Annotated in this window: 16 protein-coding genes; 9 read left to right on the plus strand and 7 right to left on the minus strand. The window is 71.5% G+C overall.

The annotated features are described in order from the left end of the window. Positions 1-20 precede the first annotated feature (20 nt). The 5 genes from holB to K8556_RS23725 all read left to right on the plus strand — a co-directional run bounded on the left by holB (position 21) and on the right by K8556_RS23725 (position 6102). A complete protein-coding gene (gene holB / locus K8556_RS23705; protein WP_223742352.1) occupies positions 21-1055 on the plus strand; it encodes a DNA polymerase III subunit delta' in 1035 nt (344 codons plus the stop codon). Positions 1056-1063: 8 nt separating this feature from the next. Further along, positions 1064-2368, plus strand: coding sequence for a DNA polymerase III subunit delta (gene holA / locus K8556_RS23710; RefSeq protein WP_255652114.1), 1305 nt, complete (start codon positions 1064-1066; stop codon positions 2366-2368). 25 nt (positions 2369-2393) lie between these two features. Further along, entirely contained in the window at positions 2394-2843 is a 450-nt protein-coding gene (locus tag K8556_RS23715) for a hypothetical protein (RefSeq protein ID WP_014398053.1), read from the plus strand. 336 nt (positions 2844-3179) lie between these two features. Continuing rightward, complete coding sequence (locus K8556_RS23720; RefSeq protein ID WP_223742354.1) at positions 3180-5069, plus strand: M4 family metallopeptidase; 1890 nt, start codon at positions 3180-3182, stop codon at positions 5067-5069. A gap of 145 nt (positions 5070-5214) precedes the next feature. Then, the gene (locus tag K8556_RS23725; RefSeq protein ID WP_223742355.1) at positions 5215-6102 is read left to right on the plus strand and encodes a patatin-like phospholipase family protein; all 888 of its coding nucleotides are present in this window, start codon (positions 5215-5217) and stop codon (positions 6100-6102) included. A gap of 10 nt (positions 6103-6112) precedes the next feature. Here K8556_RS23725 and K8556_RS23730 read toward each other — a convergent pair whose 3' ends face one another. Then, a complete protein-coding gene (locus tag K8556_RS23730) occupies positions 6113-6907 on the minus strand; it encodes an NRDE family protein (RefSeq protein ID WP_223742356.1) in 795 nt (264 codons plus the stop codon). 109 nt (positions 6908-7016) lie between these two features. Here K8556_RS23730 and metG point away from each other — a divergent pair, with 109 nt between their 5' ends. From metG to K8556_RS23745, 3 genes are all read left to right on the plus strand, one after another. After that, complete coding sequence (gene metG, locus K8556_RS23735) at positions 7017-9143, plus strand: methionine--tRNA ligase (protein ID WP_223742357.1); 2127 nt, start codon at positions 7017-7019, stop codon at positions 9141-9143. Positions 9144-9314: 171 nt separating this feature from the next. Then, positions 9315-10289, plus strand: coding sequence for a HEAT repeat domain-containing protein (locus K8556_RS23740; protein WP_223742358.1), 975 nt, complete (start codon positions 9315-9317; stop codon positions 10287-10289). After that, a complete protein-coding gene (locus tag K8556_RS23745) occupies positions 10286-11062 on the plus strand; it encodes a TatD family hydrolase (RefSeq protein ID WP_223742359.1) in 777 nt (258 codons plus the stop codon). The genes K8556_RS23740 and K8556_RS23745 overlap by 4 nt, the downstream gene beginning before the upstream one ends. On the opposite strand, the gene K8556_RS23750 is transcribed toward K8556_RS23745, so the two are convergent. The 5 genes from K8556_RS23750 to K8556_RS23770 form a co-directional block, all read right to left on the minus strand. Continuing rightward, complete coding sequence (locus tag K8556_RS23750; protein WP_223742360.1) at positions 11049-13019, minus strand: HD domain-containing phosphohydrolase; 1971 nt, start codon at positions 13017-13019, stop codon at positions 11049-11051. The genes K8556_RS23745 and K8556_RS23750 overlap by 14 nt on opposite strands. A 5-nt stretch (positions 13020-13024) precedes the next feature. After that, positions 13025-14539 (minus strand): OB-fold nucleic acid binding domain-containing protein, encoded by a 1515-nt coding sequence (locus tag K8556_RS23755; protein ID WP_223742361.1) that lies wholly within the window; start codon positions 14537-14539, stop codon positions 13025-13027. Positions 14540-14599: 60 nt separating this feature from the next. Further along, positions 14600-15739, minus strand: a complete 1140-nt coding sequence (locus K8556_RS23760; protein ID WP_223742440.1) for a class I SAM-dependent rRNA methyltransferase — start codon at positions 15737-15739, stop codon at positions 14600-14602. A 127-nt stretch (positions 15740-15866) separates the two neighbouring features. After that, positions 15867-16241, minus strand: coding sequence for a hypothetical protein (locus K8556_RS23765; RefSeq protein WP_223742362.1), 375 nt, complete (start codon positions 16239-16241; stop codon positions 15867-15869). Positions 16242-16289: 48 nt separating this feature from the next. Next, positions 16290-17885, minus strand: a complete 1596-nt coding sequence (locus K8556_RS23770; protein WP_223742363.1) for an NAD(P)/FAD-dependent oxidoreductase — start codon at positions 17883-17885, stop codon at positions 16290-16292. 334 nt (positions 17886-18219) lie between these two features. Between K8556_RS23770 and K8556_RS23775 the strand changes: the two genes are divergently transcribed. Next, the gene (locus K8556_RS23775) at positions 18220-18429 is read left to right on the plus strand and encodes a hypothetical protein (protein WP_223742364.1); all 210 of its coding nucleotides are present in this window, start codon (positions 18220-18222) and stop codon (positions 18427-18429) included. A gap of 196 nt (positions 18430-18625) precedes the next feature. On the opposite strand, the gene K8556_RS23780 is transcribed toward K8556_RS23775, so the two are convergent. Then, entirely contained in the window at positions 18626-19270 is a 645-nt protein-coding gene (locus K8556_RS23780; RefSeq protein WP_223742365.1) for a diacylglycerol kinase family protein, read from the minus strand. Positions 19271-19282: the final 12 nt, after the last annotated feature.

Genomic DNA, 19282 nt, shown 5'->3' on the forward strand with positions numbered 1-19282 from the left:
AGCGGGGATACACGCCCCCCATGACGCTTGCCTCGGTGCAGGGACAGCCCCGCGCGATGGACGCGCTCCAATCCGCCCTGCGGTCCGGCTCGGTGCATCACGCCTACCTGTTCGCCGGGCCTGAAGGGGTGGGCAAGGAGCTGGCCGCGGTGGGGCTCGCCCAGGCCCTCACGTGCCCGGAGGCCCCGGAGGTGGGCTGCGGCAGGTGCGCGAGCTGCGTGCGCCTCGCCAAGGGGCTGCACCCGGACGTCACCTGGGTGATGCCGGACGACGAGCGCGTGTCGCGCGGGCTCGCGGGCCGCTCCGACTTCACCGGCACGCCCAGCCGCGAGCTGCGCGTGGAGCAGGTAAGGCAGCTCCAGGAGCGCCTGGCGCTGCGCGGCCTGGAGTCCAAGCGCAAGGTGGCCATCCTGGTCAGCGCGGAGCAGATGAACGTCCAGGCGCAGAACGCGTTCCTCAAGACGCTGGAGGAGCCGCCCGCGGAGACCACGCTCATCCTGGTGGCGAGCGCCATGGACCGCCTGCTGCCCACCATCCGCAGCCGGTGCAGCAAGGTGTACTTCGGTCCGCTGCCGGTGGACCTGGTCGCACGGCACGTGCAGCAGGAGCGCAAGCTGGACGCGGACACCGCCGCCCTGGCCGCGGTGATGTCCGGGGGCAGCCTGGGCCGCGCGCTCGCGCTGGACGTGGACGCGCTGAAGGAGCGCAAGGACGTCCTCACCGCCTTTGAGGGCCTGCGAGGCGATGACATCCCGGCCCTCCTGCGCTTCGCGGAGGCGCACGGCGGCTCGCGCGAGGACGCGGACACGGCGCTGGAGCTGCTCATCCTGTGGACGCGGGACGTGTCGCTCGCGAAGGCCGGGGCGCTGGAGGCGCTGGCGAACCGCGACCTGACGGCGCTGGCGCAAGAAGCGGCGAAGCGCACGTCGGAGGCCGCGCTGCACCGGCGGCATTCACTGCTGGAGTCAGCGCGCACGGCCATCGGTTCGCGCAACGGCGCGCCCCGGTTGCAGTTGGAGCGGCTGCTCATCGAACTGTGCGTGGAGGGCCGGTGAGCGCGGACATGGACGAGGTGCTGGCGGAGGTGAAGGGCGGCAAGGTGTGGCCGCTGTACCTCCTGTGGGGCGAGGAGTTCCTGGTCAGGAAGGGCGCCGACGAGCTGGTGAAGACGCTGGTGCCGGACGCCGCCATGGGGCTGAACCTCGCGGTGCTGGACGCGGCCTCCCCGCGCGAGGTGGCGCAGGAGCTGGCCACGCTGCCGCTGTTCCCCGGGCGCAAGGTGGTGCTGGTGCGCGACCCGGAGTTCCTCGCGCCCAAGAAGGGCAAGGGCGACGCGCTGGCCAAGGCGCGCGACGCGTGGAAGGCGGGCAAGCGCAAGGAGGGCGCCCGGCGGCTGCTGGCGCTCGCGGGCCGCGCGGGCTGGGGCGTGGACCAGTTGGACCCCCGCGTGCCCGGCGCGCCCACGGTGGAGCAGTGGAAGGATGAGCTCAACGTGGACCTGGCGGAGGCGGACCTCGCCTTCCTCCAGGAGGCGGCGGCCTTCTGCCGCGACGAGCGCATCAGCGCCCCGGAAGGGGACGCGTCCGCGCTCCTGGAGCTGCTCCAGAAGGGCGTGCCGCCGGGGCACGCGCTGGTGCTCGCGGCCACGGACGTGGACTCGCGCAGCCCGCTGCTCAAGTTCGCGCAGGACAAGGGCCGGCTCTTCGAGCGCAAGGTGGCCGCGCGCCACAAGGACCTGGACCTCAGCGAAATCTCCAGGGAGTTCCTCGCCCCCTTCAAGAAGAAGCTGGGGCCCGGCGCGCTGGAGGGCCTGAAGGAGCGCATCGGCGGCAACATCCGGCTGCTCCAGTCGGAGCTGGAGAAGCTGGCCGTCTACGCGGAGGGGCCCACCATTGAAGCGCAGCACGTGGCGCTGCTGGTGCACCACGCGCGCGAGGAGGAGTTCTTCGAGCTGACGGAGGCGCTGCAGAAGCGCGAGCTGCGCGACGCGCTCTCCTACGCCGAGGACGCGATGGGGCAGGGCACGCACGCGCTGCAGCTCCTGGGCGCGGTGGCGTCCATCGTCCGCTCGCTGTTGGAGAACCACGCCTGGCTGGAGAAGTACGCGGGCGGCCAGCCGCCGCGCACCGGCCGCGACGTGGAGGCGCGCATCCTCCCCAAGCTGGAGGCCGAGCTGAAGGCCTCCAAGCGCAAGACGCCCAACGCGTGGGCGCTCGCGTTCGGCATGCAGGCCGCCGCCCGCTACGAGCGCCGCGAGCTGCTCAACGCCCTGGTGGCGTGCGCGGACGCGGACCTGGCCCTGAAGTCCTCCGCCAGCGGGAAGCTCGTCATCGAGCGGCTGTTGTGGACGGTGTGCACCCGCGCCTGAAGGGGCCCGGGCTGAAGGAGCCGCCATGGCGGACAAGCGACGCTTCGACCTCTTCGCGGACCTGCTCGTCACGCGCTTCCCCCAGGCCCTGCGCGTCTATGACATCGCCGGCGGCATGGGGAAGCTGAACGAGTCCCTCACCCAGCGCGGGCGCACCGTCACCACCTTCGACCTGCGCCACAAGCACCTGCCCGTGAAGTACGCGCAGCGGCTCTTCACGCTGGAGGAGCCCTGCGAGGCGGAGCTCGTCGTGGGCATGCACCCGGACGGCGCCACGCGGATCATCATCGAGTACGCCGCACGCCACGGGCTGGGCTTCGCCGTCGTCCCGTGCTGCTCCGACAACGGGATGCCCTACAAGCCGTGGATGCGGCACCTGGCCGACGTCGCCCGCGACGCCGGCTTCACCACGGTGGAAGAGGCCGCGCTCCCCATGGACGGACGCGCGCGGGTGCTGCTCGGCGTGTGGCGCTGACGCACACCGCGCGAATTCGCGGCGTTGCTTTGCGTAGCAAGAAAAAGCCGTCAGCCTGGGATTGTCCGAATAGAAGACGCACCCCGCGTGCGCTGTCATGGTTCAGGACAGCCGCCCGCTCGCCCCTGAATCCCGAGCAAGTCCGGGGGGTTGCGCCGGGGGTGTAACGAATGCTTCCACATTACAGAAGATTTACTGGGCGCGGATGTGCCAGCCGTTTTTCAGTGCCTTCCCGTACTCCGAAGCATTTCGCGGACTTAATGAGTTGGCCTGAAGAATGCTGAAGGGAGCGCTGCCCGGCGACCACCCCCTTCGCGCCGGGCAGGAGGCAGTACCTTGGTTCGCACCCGTTTCGTTTCAGCCCTGCTGGCGTTTCCCCTGATGGCTTGTGGTGTCGGGGACACGGACGCCAACACGCAGAATGAGCAGCAGAAGCCGGACGACGTCGCCGAAGTGCAGAACGCGCTGAGCGTCATCCCGGGCGCGCAGATTGTCGGCACCAACGCGGATGGGACGCCGCACACCATCCAGGGCCGCCTGGGCCAGGCGGACCGCCCGCTGACGGGCTTCGCGGCCGCGGACGTGCACACGGCCATCGCCGGGTCGCTGCCTTCCATCGCGTCGCTGTTCCGCCTGAACGCGAACGACCTGCAGGTCCGCCGCATCAGCGTGGACGACCAGGGCGTCTCGCACATCCGCTACGCGCAGACGATGAACGGTCTGCCGGTGGTGGGCGAGGAGCTGGTGGTGCACGTGGACCGCTCGGGCGCCATCTTCGGCGCGAACGGCTCCGCCCGCGCCGGTGGCACGGTGTCCGCGCGTCCGCTGGTCGCCGCGGAGGCGGCCCAGACGGCGGCGCTGCGCGACACGAAGGGCACGGGCCTGGCCGCGGAGGGCGCGCGCCTGGTGTACGTGAAGTCCGAGCAGGACGGCCGGCTGCGCCTGGCCTACGAGGTGAAGGTCACCGGTGAGACGGCCCAGATGCCGCTGCGCGACCGCGTCTACGTGGACGCGCTCAACGGCGCCACGCTGCTGCGCGTTCCGGAGATCCACACCGCGCTCAACCGCAAGCTCTACAGCGCGAACAACGGCACCACTACCCCGGGCACGCTCAAGCGCAGCGAGGGCCAGGCGGCCATCGGTGACTCCCATGTCGACATGAACTACGACATGCTGGGCTACACCTACGACTGCTACAAGACGAACTTCAACCGCGACTCGCTGAACAACGCGGGCCAGACGCTGATCAGCACGGTTCACTACAGCAAGAACTACGTGAACGCCTACTGGGACGGCACCCAGATGGTGTACGGCGACGGCGACGGCGTGAACTCCATCGAGCTGGGCAAGGACGCGGACGTCACGGTCCACGAGCTGACCCACGCGGTGACGGAGAACGAGTCCAACCTCACGTACTCCGGCCAGTCCGGCGGCCTCAACGAGGCCATGTCCGACACCTTCGGCGCCATCTGCGAGAGCTGGAAGTCCGGCACGTGGAGCACCGGGGCGGACATCTGGAAGGTGGGCGAGGACGTGTGGACCCCCGCCACGGCCGGTGACGCGCTCCGCTACATGGACGACCCGGCGAAGGACGGCGCGTCCATCGACTGGGCGCCGAACTACAGCGGCCAGGACGTGCACTACACCTCCGGCGTCCCGAACCTGGCGTTCGCGCTGCTCGCCAAGGGCGGCACGCACCCGCGCGGCCGCAGCTCCATCGTCGTGACGGGCATCGGCGTCCAGAAGGCGGCGCAGATCTGGTACTACGCCAACGCCAACCTCTACACGGCCAGCACCACCTACGAGCAGGCGAAGACGTGGACCATCCAGGCCGCCGCGGCCCTGGGCTACGACGCCGCGACGCAGGCTTCCGTGAAGGCGGCCTGGGAAGCGGTGGGCGTGGGCATCCCCATCACCTGCACCGCGCTGACCAACGGCGTGGCGAAGACGGGCCTGTCCGGCGCCTCCGGCTCGCAGACCTACTACTGCATCGACCTGCCGGCCTCCAAGGCGTCCACGTACGTCATGAGCGGCGGCACGGGCGACGCGGACATGTACATCAAGTTCGGCTCCGCCCCGACGACGACCTCGTACGACTGCCGTCCGTACCTGTCCGGCAACAACGAGACGTGCAGCGCGGCGGCGAAGACCGCGTCGGGCAAGATGTACATCATGCTGCGCGGCTACTCGGCGTACAGCAGCGTGTCCCTCAAGGCCACGTACTAGTCCCTCGCGCGGGTCCGGCGTGAGTCCACGCCGGGCCTCGTGAAGGTCACCTTCCGCCTCCGGGGCTCCTGTCCCGGGGGCGGTCGTGTTTGGGGGGAGTGGCGCCACGGGGTAGGGTGGCCCGACTTCGCGAGCAGGAGGACGCATGCGGCGCTTGGGCCTGGTGTGGCTGACGGTGGTGGTGGCTTCGGGAGCCCTGTCGTGTCACCGGGACACGCGCGCCTCGCGCACCTGCGTGGTGCTGTCGGTGGGAGGCACCAAGGGGCTCGCGCACGTGGGCGCGCTGGATGCGCTGGTGGCCCGGGGCGTGCCCATCGACTGCGTGGTGGGCAACAGCATGGGCGCGGTGGTGGGCGGCCTCTACGCGTCCGCGCCCGGCGCCAACCTGCGCCAGCGCTACCACGCCTTCTTCACCGCCTATGAAGACGAGACGCGCAGGGCCGCCGCGAAGCGCGGCGCGGTGGGCGCGGCGGTGGGCCTGTTCGCGGTGCTGGTGTCGGGCGGTGCGCTGGGACCGGCGGTGGCGGCGGGCGCGCTGGGCGCGGCGGGGGGCGCGGCGACGGTGCCTCCCTTGAGCCATGAGCGCTTCACCCAGGTGCTGGAGTCCTTCTACGCGGGCGCGCGCGTGGAGGAGCTCCCCGTGCCCTTCGCCACCTTCCACCAGGAGCCCTTCACGGGCGGCATCCGGCTGGTGACCGTCACGCGCGGCCCGCTGGCGGAGGCCGTCGCCGCGAGCGCCGCCAACCCGCTCCTGTTCAAGGACGCGACGCTGGAGCGCATCGACCCGGGCGCGGACCGCGTGTCCGCGACGCCCGTCCATGACGCGTGTCAGTTGTTCCCGGGCGCGCGGCTCATCGCCATCAACGTCACCGGCGAGCCGGCCTTCTACAGCCCGGACCTGGGCTGCGACGTGCGGGAGGTCCGCGTGGACGTGGCCATGCCCCCGGTGGAGGCCTTCACCGGACGCGGGCCTGCCTTCGAAGCGACCTACGACGCGGGCCGCGACGCGGTGATGCGGGCGCGGCTGGACTGAGAACCGCCGCTCAGGGCGCCGTGAGCAGCCCCGTCACGTCCCGCCAGCCGCCCTGGCAGGGCGCGCTGTCCGTGGCCAGGTAGTGCCCCACGTGGCCGGGCCCCAGCGCGACGATGGCGGACGAGCGCGTCCCATAGCCCTCCGTGTGGATGCACAGCGCCTGGAGCTGCTGGAGGAAGTCCGCGGGCAGGTCGTTCTCCGCGAGCGGCCCCGTCGCGGCCTCGCGGGGTGGCAGGGCATGGTCGGCCAGGGCCGCCTGGAGCCCCGTCACCAGCTCCGGCCACGGGCCCTTCGCCGCGCCTTCCGCCAGGGCATGCGCCCGCCGGACCTTGGGGAGGGCCAGGTTGTCCAGGCTGTCATTGGGGAGCACGTGCACGCCGTCCGGGACGTCCTCGTGCAGCAGGTGCTCGTGGCCCGGGCGCGCGTAGGCCACCCGCAGGGTGCTCGCGTCGCCGTAGAGCAGGTTGAAGGGCAGGAACTCCGGGGCGGGCAGGGTGCCGAGGTAGCGCTCGATGGCGTCCACCGACCCGGCCTGGAGGGCGCGCAGCACCACCTCGCCCCGGGAGCGGGGGGCCAGGCCCAGGCTCCGGGCGCCGCGCTGGTTCGTCAGGGCGACGATGACTCCCTCGTGGGTGACCCCCATCCACGTGCCGCCCCGCTCCACGTCCTGGCCGCCCACCACGCGGGGGGACTGGGAGAGGACCCTGGGCCCGTGGGCGGGACGCGCGTAGAGCTCATCCCGGTTGGCGGCGAGGACCAGCGGCCACTCGGGATGGACGTTACGGAGGATGAGGACGGTGCACATGGCGTCCGCTCGATAACATCCCCCTTCGCGCCATGCAGCGTCCGGCCTGCATGTTGGCGATGACCTCGTTTCCCCGAGCGGCTATGGTCCGCCGCCCTCAGGAGAGTCCATGGCGGAGAGAATCCTCGTCACCAGCGCCCTTCCGTACGCGAACGGCGCCGTCCACCTCGGCCACGCCGTCGAGTACATCCAGACGGACATCTACGTCCGCTTCCTGCGCTCGTGCGGCCAGGACGTCGTCTATTTCTGCGCGGACGACACGCACGGCACGCCCATCGAAATCAACGCCGCGAAGCAGGGCATCCCGCCGGAGCAGTTCGTCGCGCGCTTCCACGACGAGCACCAGCGCGACTTCCGCGACTTCGACATCCGCTTCGACTACTTCCACTCCACCAACTCGCCGGAGAACCGCCACTACGCGGAGCTCATCTACGGGCGCTTGAAGGACGCGGGCGACATCGACCGCCGCGACATCGAGCAGACCTACTGCGAGAAGGACAAGCGCTTCCTGCCGGACCGCTTCATCCGGGGCACCTGTCCCAACTGCCGGTCCACGGATCAGTACGGCGACGCCTGCGAGAAGTGCGGCAAGACGTACAACCCCACGGACCTCATCGATCCGAAGTGCGCGCTGTGTGGCACTCCGCCGGTGCGCCGCAACTCCGTGCACCTGTTCTTCAAGCTGTCGCGGCACGCGGACTTCCTCCAGGAAGTGCTCAAGCGCCCCGGCTTCATCCACCCGGGCCTGGCCGCCCAGCTCCAGGGCTTCTTCGAGAAGGGCCTGGCGGACTGGGACATCAGCCGCGACGGGCCGTACTTCGGCTTCGCGATCCCGGGTGAGACGGACAAGTTCTTCTACGTCTGGCTGGACGCGCCCATCGGGTACATCGCCACGACGGAGAAGTGGGCCAAGGAGTCGGGCCGCGCTCCGGACGCGCTCGCGTACTGGGGCAAGGACGCGCCCACGCGCATCATCCACTTCATCGGCAAGGACATCGTCTACTTCCACGCGCTGTTCTGGCCCGCGGTGCTGAACGTCGCGGGGTTCCACATCCCCAACGAGATCAAGGTGCACGGGCACCTGACCGTGAACGGGGAGAAGATGAGCAAGAGCCGCGGCACCATGGTGGCCGCGCGCGACTACCTGGACCTGCTGGACCCCAGCTACCTGCGCTACTTCTACGCGGCCAACCTGGGCGCGGGCGTGGAGGACCTGGACCTCAACCTGAAGGACTTCCGCCTGCGGGTGAACGGCGAGCTCGTCAACAACGTGGGCAACCTGGCCAACCGCGCGCTGTCGCTCCTGGCCGGGCCGCTGGAGAAGAAGCTCGCGCCGGGCCGCGCGGAAGGGGCGGGGCGCAAGCTGGTGGAGGACGCGCTGGCGCGCGTGCCGGAGGTGCGCGAGGCGTTCGAGAAGCTGGAGTACCGCAACGCCATCCGGATCATCACGGAGATCGCCTCCACGGCGAACGCGTTCCTGCAGACGGCGGCGCCGTGGGCGCTGGTGAAGAAGGACGCGGAGGCCGCGCGCGCGGACCTGTCGGACGCGGCGGACGTGGCGTACCTGCTGGGCGCGCTCCTGGCGCCGGTGACGCCGCGCGTGTCGGAGAAGCTGTTCGCGCAGTTGGGGGCGGAGCCGCTGACGTTCCAGGCGCTCGCCACCGCGAAGTACCCGCTGCTCGACCGCACCCGTCCGCTGGGCACGCCGGAGCCGCTGCTGCCCCGGCTGGAGGAGGAGCGCGTCAACGCCATCATCAAGGTCCCCGCGGGGACGCCGGCCGCCGAGCCCGCGAAGGCAGGCGGCAAGGACAAGAAGACGGAGAAGAAGCCCGTGGAAGTGAAGACTCCCGAAGCGGCGCCCACCCCGCAGGCGTCCCCTGGCGCGGGGCCGGCGGAAGGCGCGCCCGCGGCCGACATCGAGTACGCGGACTTCGCCAAGGTGGTGCTGAAGGCGGGGCGCATCGTGGCCGCGGAGAAGGTGAAGGGCGCGGACAAGCTGCTCAAGCTGGACGTGGACCTGGGCGAGGGCACGCCGCGCACCATCGTGTCCGGCATCGCGGAGGCGTACGCGCCGGAGGCGGTGGCGGGCCGGCGCGTGGTGGTGGTGGCGAACCTGAAGCCGCGCAAGCTCAAGGGCATCGAGTCGCGCGGCATGCTGCTGACGGCGGGCTCGGGCGGCAAGGACCTGTCCCTGCTGGATCCGGGCGACGTGCCGCCCGGCGCCGACGTGAAGTAGCGCGGGCGGTCGCTTCCGGTGCGGGTCGGAGCAGGGGAGGGCGTCGTCCAGAAGGCCCTCCCGCCCTGAATCCACGCGCCGCGGAGGTGGTTTCAGCTTCGGGTGGAGCGGCAGGAACTCCAAGGACGTACCGGGCATGGGAAGGCCCGGGCGCCAGAGAGGTGACGAGACGTGGCGGACTGGCGTGCCGAGCGGGACCGCGCCCTGTTGACCCTGGAGCGCGAGAAGCGGCCGGCGAGCCGGGCCGAGGCGGCGGACCTGTTGTTCCAACTGGCGTCGGAGGAGCCCGCGCACGCGGCGGAGTTCACGGACGTGCTCGTGCGGCTGCTCGCGGACGCGCAGCCGGAGGTGCGCCGCTCGGGCGTGAGCCTGGCGTCCGTCATCCTGCCGCCGGAGCAGCTCCCGGACATGCTCCTGCCGCGCTTGCGCGACGAGGACACCCGCGTGCGGCTGGAGGCCACCGGACGGCTCGCGGACCTGGCGCTGCCGCACGCGCGCGGCGCCCTGGCCGGCATGCTGGAGGACCCCACGCCCGAGGTCCGCTTCGAGGCCGCGCGAGGCATCGCCGCCCTCAAGCACCCCGCCGGCCTGGACGTACTCGTGGCCGCGCTGGACGTGGACACGCTGCGCTTCCGGGCGCTGGGCGCGCTGGCGGAGCTGGAGGACCCGCGGGCGCTGCCGGCGGTGAAGCGCCTCTTCGGCAAGTGGCTGCTGCCCGCGTTCGACAAGACGCAGGCCGCGGGCGTGCTGCTGAAGCTGGGCGACCCGGAGGGCGCGGACTGGCTGATGCAGCGCACGCGCAAGAAGTGGAGCGCGGACCGGGCGCTCGCGGTGGAGCTGTGCGGGGAGCTGAAGGTCCCGGGCGCGCTGGAGCGGTTGAAGGACATCCTCGCGGACGCGAAGGACCCGTGCCGTGGCGCCGCCGCGCGCGGGCTGGGCCGGCTGGGGGATGCGCGGGCGCTGCCCTGGCTGCTCGCGGTGCTGGAGGACCGGAGCGCGCCGGAGGATGACCGGCTGGACGCGGCGGACGGCGTGTGGCGCCTGGGCGTGGCGGAGGGCGTGGAGCGCCTGCGCGCCGCCGTGCCCACCTTCGCCTCGGAAGAGGCGCGGACGGAGCTGGAAGAGCTGTTTCAGGAGAAGCCATGAGACTGGTTGATGCGCACTGCCACCTGGAGCCGAAGGACTACGCGGACGTGGCGCCGGTGCTGGAGCGCGCCCGCGCCGCGGGGCTGGTGCACGCGGTGCTGGTGGGGCAGTTCCACGGCCCCGGTGACTGGGGCCACGCGCTGGAGGTCGCCGCCCGGCACCCGGACTTCCTGTCGCCCACGCTGGGCATCCACCCGCATGAGGCCGCCCGCGCCACCGAAGCGGACTTCGAGATGCTGGAGCGCACCTGCGCCCGCCCGGAGCTGCGCGCCGTGGGCGAGGCCGGGCTGGACTACTACTACGACCACTCGCCGCGCGAGGTTCAAGCCACCGTCTTCCGGCGCCAGTGCGCGCTCGCGAAGCGCCTGGCCAAGCCGCTGGTGGTGCACGTGCGCGACGCGCATGACGACTGCGACGCGGCCCTGGCGGCCGAGGACGTCACGAGCGGCGTCATCCACTGCTTCACCGGCGACACGGCCGCGGCCCGCAAGTACCTGGACCGGGGCTTCTTCCTGTCGCTGTCCGGCGTCGTCACCTACAAGAAGACGGAGGCCCTCCAGGACGCCGTGCGCTTCGCGCCGCTGGAGCGCCTGATGGTGGAGACGGACAGCCCCTACCTCGCGCCGGTGCCCCACCGCGGCCGCAAGAACGAGCCCGCGCACGTGCTGGAGACGGCGAAGAAGGTCGCGGAGCTGAAGGGCGTGTCGCTGGAGGAGGTGGCCCGCGTCACCACGGCGAACGCGGCCCGCCTCTTCAACCTCACGCTGGGGTGAGCGCGTTGGCCAGGGCCTCCAGGTCCTGGTCCAACTGCGGCATGTCCAGGAGCAGCGCGTCCGGGTCGTAGACGAAGTCCGCCTGCTTCAGCTTCAGCAGGGCCTGCAGCGCGGGTTCCCCCGCGTGGCCGCCGAACGCCGCGTGCACCACGCGGCCGCGCTCCAGGTGCAGCGAGCCCTCCAGCGTGTGGCTGCGCAACTGGAGCTTCCCGCTCTTCTTGCCGCCGCCCAGCGTGCGGAGCAGCTCCTTCGGGGGCAGTTCGTCGAAGCTGCCGCGCACCACCCGGCCCGGGCCGTTGTGCTGCACGCGGTCCTGGAAGAGGGTCAGCACCGTGCGCGCCACCTCCGCCTTGTCGCTGGGGGAGAGCACCGCCGTCGCGCCCGCCATGAGCAGCCGCTCGCGCGCCTGCGCATCCGGTTCGCCCACCACGGCGATGGGCAGGCCCGCGCTCTCCGGCGTGGAGCGCACGGCCTCCAGCAGGTCCATCACCTCCTGCTGGCCCAGGCGCAGGCTCACCACCAGCACGTCGCAGTCCTGCCGCGACAGGCCGTCCAGCGCGCCGTCCAGCGTGGACAGCGCGTGCGCCACCAGCTCCTGCTTGAGCACCGCCTCCAGCAGCTCGCCGCGCGTGGCCTCGTCCGGCTCCGCGATGAGCACCTGGCGGCCCTCGCTGGCCAGCCGGTGCACCAGCAGCGCGCCGCTCTGCAACTGCCCGACGATGTCCGCGACCACCGGATCGTAGAGCACGCCCGCGTGCTTCTTCAGGTGCTCCAGCGCCTGCTGCTTGGTGAAGACGCGGCCGTGCGCGTTGCCCGGGTTCTTGGTCAGCTCCAGGAAGCTGTCCACCGCCGCCAGGATGCGCGCGCCCAGGGTGATGTCCTCGCCCTTGGCGCCCTGGGGCGTGCCGGAGCCGTCCCAGGCCTCGTACAACTGCGCCAGGATGGTGTTCACCTGCGCGGGCAGGTGCACCGTCTCGAAGAGCTTCGTGGGCGCGCGGCAGCACGCCTTCGCCTGGGCCTTCCACTCCGGGTTGGCCGCGTTGCTCGCCAGCGAGAAGTGCCGCTCCGCGGGCTTGCCCAGGTCGTGCAGGTACGCCGCGATGGACAGCGCCGCCAGCTCCTTGTGCGGCATGCCCATGCGCTGGCCGACGATGCCCGCCTGCCGCGCGAGCTGCGCGGAGTGGCCCCGGTGCCGGGGCCGGTCCTGCTCCAGCAGGCCCACCATCAGGCTCAGCGTCTCCACATAATCCGTGTCGCTGATGAGCCCGCGCGGGCCGCCCGGCTCGCGACGCTGCGTGGAGACGCGCGCCACGTTGGTGCCGCTGCCTCCGCGCTGCAGCCGCATCCGCGCGTCCGTCTCCAGCCGCATGCTCAGGCTGGTGGCGCTGCTGCGTCCGGCGGAGCTCCCGCCGCGTCCGGGCTCCGCGCCCACGTGCGTGTTGGAGGGCGTGTCCGGACGGCGGGGGCCGTTGTTGGCGGAGGGGCCCTCCAGCAGCGTGGAGAACGCCGTGGGGTCGCCGTAGTAGTGCTTGCGGATGGCCGCGGAGATGGCGCTGCGCAGGCCGATGTACGCGTAGACCTCCGACATGCCGGTGACGAGGGCGATCTCGTCCAGCAGCGACTTGTTCTGCGGCTCGGCGGCCACCACCGAGAGCAGCTTGCGCTCCGGATCCACGGCCAGCGGGAGCACGTTCTGCGCCTCCGCCAGCCGCACCGGCAGCTTGTCCAACACCTTCGTGTCGATGCGGACCTTGGCCAGCTTGTCCGCGGTGACGAAGCGGGTCTGGAACTCGTTGGCCAGGAGCCGCAGCAGCGCGGCCTCCTGGAGCAGGCCCAGCTCCACCAGACAGTCCCCCAGCTTGTGGCCGGTGATCTTCTGGTGCTCCAGACCCTGCTCCACGGCCCCCGGCGTCACGAGGCCGGCCTCAATCAACCGCTCTCCCAGCCGCTTCGCCATGGACTTCAGCCCTCCGAGGAGCCACCACCCTCACCACCGGACTTCGGGGCCGGCGCCAGCGCGCTGAACGGCTTGAAGGTCAGCTCGCCGGGCAGGCTCTTGGGGTCGCGCGGCGGACGCTCCTCGCGGGGCGGACGGGCGGGGCGCTCCTCGCGGGGACCCCGGTCCTCGCGAGGCGGACGCTCGGCGCGCGGCTCGCGAGGAGGCCGAGGCGGACGCTCCGGACGGGCCTCCTGGGCCACGGGGGCCGCGGCGCCCTCGCCAGCCTGGGACGGCGGGCCCTTGTCGGCGCGCGCCTTGCGCTTCTCCTCGCGGTGCTTGCGCCGGCCACCCTCCACCGGAGCCCGGCCGCGACCGGTGGGCACGAAGCCCTTCCAGAGCGAGCGATCATACGCGCGCAGGTGGTCCGTCCAGCGCTCGTTCGGATCGCGCTGCATGGCCTCCACCCACGAGGAGATGCGCGCGTCGAGCGAGCTGAGCGTGTCGACGATCTGCGCCTCCAGCGTCACCGGCACCTTCGCGCCGGGCGCGCCGGCCGGCCCCGTCTGGGAGATCGCCAGGTGGGTCAGGTGCTGCTCCAGGAGCGGCGGGAAGCCGGGGATGCCCACGGTCTTCTCGCGGATCTTCTGCGCGGCCAGCACCGCGTGGCCCACCAGCCGGCCCTCGTCGGAGGTGTCGAAGCCCTTGTCGGACGCCCCGTCGCCGCCCTTCATCACGTCGTGCAGGAACGCGCCGGCCAGCAGCAGGTCTCGGTCCGCCATGGGGTAGTGGTCCGACACGCGCAGCGTCAGGCGCATCACCGACAGGACGTGCTCGGCCAGCCCGCCGCGCCACGCGTGGTGCACGCCCTTGGCCGCCGGAGCCACCGGCAGCGCCGCGGACACCTGCGCGTCGTCCAGGAACGCCAGCAGCAACTGCTTCACGTAGGGGTCGTTGACGCGCTCGGTGATGAGCTCGCGGATCTGCCCCACCGCGCGCGGGCCACCGCCGCCCTCGTGGCGCTCGGGCTTGCCCTCGGCCTGCTTCGCTTCGCCGGACTTCGCTTCACCAGACTTCGCTTCGCTGGCCTTGGCCTCGGACTTCGCTTCACCGGCCTTGGCCTCGGACTTCGCGTCGGCGGCCTTCGCCTCGGCGGGAGGGGCGGGGGGCGGCTCGAACTCCTTGGGGTCGAGCGGCTCCGGATCCAGCCGCTCCACGGCCTCCACGACGACCTGGGTGCGGCCGTGGAAGACGATGACGCTGCCCTGCACGAGGACGTAGTCACCGTTCTGGAACACGGGCTCGAGCGCGTCCACCTTGTCGAACACGCGCGCGTCCACCGTGCCGCTCTTGTCGGCCAGGGACAGCGACAGGAACACCTTGCCGCTGCGCGCGTTCACCTTCTCCTTCTTGGTGACGCGGAAGACGGTGTTGACCTGGTCCTTCTCGCGCAGGTCCGCCGCGTACACCTTGCGGACGGTCTCGACGGAAGCCTCCGGGGTGGAAGAGGTCGCGGCCTGGGACTCGTTTTCGGTAGTCATCGCGGCGCGGACACTAACACCGAGGAGGCCCGTCCAGGGCGAAACAACACGCCCCCCGCTTCAGCTCACCTCGAGCGCCACCGCCTCCAGGTACTCGGCCCCAGGGGAGCCGACCGGCGCGGGGTGGTCTGGCGGCAGTCCCATCCGTACCAGCCGGAATGCGATGCGCGCCTCCTGCTCGCAGGCCGTGGCCACGCACTCCGTGAACGAGCCCAGCGCCAGCGGTGGGTGATAACCGACCACGAGCAGCCGTCCGCCATGGCGGGTGCGCCGCAGGGCCAGCCGCACCTGTTCGATGAAGTCCTCCTCGGATGCCACCCCCAGCGTGTCGAGCAGCACCAGGTCGAAGGTGTCCTTGAGGGCCCGGAGCACGGCCAGCGGCTCGCCCTGTTCCACCGTCACCCGGCCGAGCAGCCCGTTGGCCTCCGCGTTCTCCCGCGCCAGGTCCGCCGCGTCCGCGTTGCCGTCGAACGCCAGTATCTGCTTCGCCCCGTGGCGCCCCGCGTGGACGAAGAGCCCGCCCACGTTGCAGGCCACGTCCAGGACGCGGTCCCCGTTGCCGGTGCGTCCCAGGAAGCGGCGCAGCTCGCGGTGGTCGTACGCGTAGCCCGTGCCCCGGCCGTACGTGAGGTCCACGGTGAAGCGCGCGCCCATCTCCAGCAGGCGGCACCAGCGCGGCGGCGTGCCGTACATCACGTGCGGGCGCTGCGCGGGCAGGCCCAGCGCCTTCCGGCGGAGCGTGTCGTTGCGCAGGAGCACGGAGGCCGCCCCCGTCACCTCTCCCAGCGTGCGGGTGATCTCCTCCTGCCGCGCGTCCATGGAGCGGGTGAGCGTCTGGACGACGAAGTGCTGATCATACCGGTCCACGATGAGGCCCGGCAGCCCGTCCCCGTCATCGTTGACGATGCGGCAGAAGCGCGGGTCGTCCACCAGCCGGGCGCGGCGCTCGAAGGCGTGGCGCACGCGGCGGGGGATGAGCCCCTCCACGGACTCGTCCGGCAGGCCCAGGCGGCGCACGGCGTACGAGGCCTGGAGGTCCACGTCCGCGACGCCCAGGACCTGTCCGTCCTCGTCCTTGAGCTGCATGGGCGTGCCGGGCTCGGGCTCGCCCTCCATGGAGACGATGTCCTCGCGGCGCAGCCAGGGGGCGCCATGGCGAAGCTTGCGGGCGGCTTCTCGGGACAGGTAGGTGCTGAGCAAGGTGCGGTCCTCCTCCAGCGCGATGGCGGGCACCCCGCGGGGTGCCTTCCACCAAACATGGGCCGTGTGGGGCCTGCTGGCGGCGAGGGCCGTGCCGCTGCCCCGGAGGGCAGGGGAGGGAGCGTCGTCAGAGGACGGGAGGAGGCCGCTTGTAGGCCTTGAAGGTCACCCGGGTGAGCAAGCCGCTGACCACCAGGGCCAGCGCGATGCCCATCATCCGGATGTTCCAGTTCGTGCCGGTGAAGAGCAGCACCAGCGCGAGCACGCCCGCCGCCACCGCGCCCGCCACCGTGAGCGTCTGGGCGCGTCTGGACGTATCCCGGGCATGGGGCTTCTTCGCCCGGGCCAGGACGGGCAGCGAGGACGCCTTGCGCCACGTCTCCGCGCCGTCCTCGCGCACCTCGTCGTCCGGGTCCACCAGGCCCTGCACGTAGGCGCGCTCGATGTCGCCCAGCGTGGGGAACATCAGCTCACCATCCGGAGTGCGCACGCGGTACGCCATGGGTTCTCCTCCCTCCCGGCCCACCCTGCCCGGAAGGGGGCGGGGACCTCAAGCCAGCTCCGTCGCAATCTGCTCAGCGGCGCGCAGTCCATCAATGGCGGAGGACACGATCCCGCCCGCGTAGCCGCAGCCCTCGCCCACGGGGTACAGGCCGCGCATGGACACGGACTGCAGGTCGTCACCCCGGGTGATGCGCACCGGCGAGGACGTCCGGCTCTCGATGCCGATGAGCTTCCCCTCGTCGCTGATGAAGCCCTTCATCTTCCGGTCGAACGTGCGCAGCGCCGCCTTGAGCGACTGCGTCAGCCGCTCCGGGAAGAGCTTGTTCAGGTCCGTGTGCGCCAGGCCCGGGCGGTAGCTGGTGTCACCCGGGTCCTTCTTCACGCGGCCGGCCAGGTAGTCCGGGATCGTCTGCGCGGGCGCGAAGAAGCGGCCTCCGCCCAGCTTGTAGGCCTCGCCCTCCCAGTACCGCTGGAACTCCAGGCCCGCGAGCGGCCCGTGGAAGCCCTCGCGCGCGAAGTCCGCGACGGACACGGACACGACGATGCCCGCGTTGGCGAACTTCGCGTTGCGCCGCGAGTTGCTCATGCCGTTGGTGCACTGCAGCCCCTCTTCCGTGGGCGTGGGCACCACGATGCCGCCGGGGCACATGCAGAACGAGTAGACGCCGCGCACCTCGCCGTCCACGTCCAGGTTCTCCGCCAGCTTGTAGTCCGCGGGCGGCAGCTTGGCGTGCTTCGCCGCGGCGCCGTACTGGATGCCGTTGATGAGCGACTGCGGGTGCTCCGCGCGGAAGCCCAGCGCGAAGGGCTTGGCCTCCACGCTCACCCGGCCGTCGGCGGCGAAGCGCTCGTACAGCTCGCGCGCGGAGTTGCCCGGCGCCAGGATGACGCGGTCGCTCTCCAGCGTGCGCCCGTCCGCCATCTTCACGCCCGCCACGCGGCCGTCGCGGTAGAGCAGGTCGTCCACGCGCTGCTCGAAGTGCACCTGGCAGCCGCCCGCGATGAGCTCGTCGCGCAGCTTCGCCACCGCGCCGGGCAGCAGGTCCGAGCCGATGTGCGGCTTGCCCTCGATGAGGATGTGATCCGGCGCGCCGTACTTCGCGAAGGCTTCAATCACCTTGCGCACCATGGGGTGGTTGATGCGCGTGGACAGCTTGCCGTCCGTGTACGCGCCCGCGCCGCCCTCGCCGAAGTTCATGTTGCTCTCGCGGTCGAGCGACCCGTCGCGCATGAGCTTCGCCACGTCCTTGCGGCGCGTCACCACCTCCTTGCCGCGCTCCAGCAGGATGCTGCGCACGCCGCGCTCCAGCAGGCCCAGCGCGCAGAACAACCCGGCGGGTCCGGTGCCGATGATGAGCGGCAGCTTCTCCGGCTCCTTCACGCGCGGCGGCAGCTCCGGCGGGGGCGGGGCCTCGCTCACGTCCGGCGGCAGCCGCGGCGCCTTGCGGCCCGGGGCCAGCTCCACCTCCAGCGTGTAGATGTAACGCGGGCTGCCCTTCTTGCGCGCATCCAGCACGGAGCGCACCACCCGCACGGAGGCGAGGTCGCTCCGGGTGACCCCCAGCTTCTCCGCGGCGCGCTGGCCGAGCAGCTCCTCCGGCTCGTCCAGCCACAGCCCGATGTTGTTCACCCGGTACGCCATTGTGTTCTGACTCCTCGGTGGGGGGGCGCGTATGTGCTCCACCCCCCGGAGGGAATGCAAGCACTTGAAAACACGGGACGGCCCTTTGGGGCGACCTGGGGTGGGTGCGTACCCGGTGATGCACCCGGAACCGCGTTCCAGGCGGAGCGGACGTCCGGGTGCGTAACCCCCTTCGCACTCTCCACGTTCCGTGCCGTGCACTTCCAGGCTTCAACCCCCGAGGACTGCTGGGGAATCCGTTCGGAAGAGAACGGCTGGCACGGAGGTTGAAGACCGGATTCCCACGTAGACGCGGCGCCTGGAGGCGTGGGCGCCGATTCCGGAGGCAATTCCCGTGAGCACCGACCAAAAGGGCACCCGCATCCTCGCGCGCACGTTCTTCAACCAACTGCGCGCAAGCGGTTACACGCCGCACCAGGTCATCGGCATCGCCACGGAGCTCCTGGAGCTGGTGACGACCGACCTGAAGGAAGGCGACAAGGCGGTCGCCGCCCAGTCGACGCAGGCCCCCGACGCCGGGGCGGGCTTTCAGCAGCGCGCGTAGTCGGTTAGAATCCAGCGCATCGACCCTCCGCGGGTGAGCGGGCTCCGGACTGGCTCCGGGCGCCCCACCCGCGAGGTGGCGGGAGCAGCCCCGCCGCACCGTCACCGACGGGCCGTTCACCGGGCCCCGCGAGCGGACCGCCGGCTTCTCCCTCTGGAAACTCAAGGCAGAGGCCGTGTGACGCGCCGCGTCGTCCTCAGGCCCTGGGATGGCGCCTGCGCTCGCGGGCCGCCGCGGCGGCGATGACGAGCAGCGCGGCGGTGAGGGCGGTGAAGACGAGGCTCGCGGACGTGGGCGCCGTCAGCGCGAGCAGGCCCAGGGCCAGGAGGAACGCGAGCACGTCCACGGCGGCGGGCCTGGGCTGGGGCAGCACGAGCACCGTGGCGCAGCCGGCCAGCGGCAGCCCCAGTGCGACCTGCCGGAAGATGGCGTCGGTGCTGGTGCGCACGGTCTCCCAGTAGTTGATCAGGATGGCGGCGAAGATGACGACCGTGCCGCCCGCGAGCACGAGCACGCCCGCGGCCGCCGCGTCCTTGGTGAGCCGGGCCTTCTCGTCGAACTGCTGCACGGCCAGGTCCACCAACTGCTCCAGCGCGCTGTTCAAAATCTCCGCGAAGAAGATGAGCAGCACGCAGAAGATGAGCGTGACCTTCTCCGCGAGGCCCAGCGGGATGCCGCTGCCCACCAGCCCCACCAGGACGCCGGAGATGAGGTGGATGCGCATGTTGCGCTGCCAGGCCACGGTGTGGATGAGCCCTGCCCACGCATGACCGAACGAGGCGAACAGCCCGTTGCTGCGGCGGGAGGGAAACTGGGGACGGGGAGGCGCAGGAACGGTCATCGGAAGGTGAAG

The sequence above is a fragment of the Corallococcus sp. AS-1-12 genome (assembly GCF_020036995.1).
Taxonomy (GTDB): domain Bacteria; phylum Myxococcota; class Myxococcia; order Myxococcales; family Myxococcaceae; genus Corallococcus.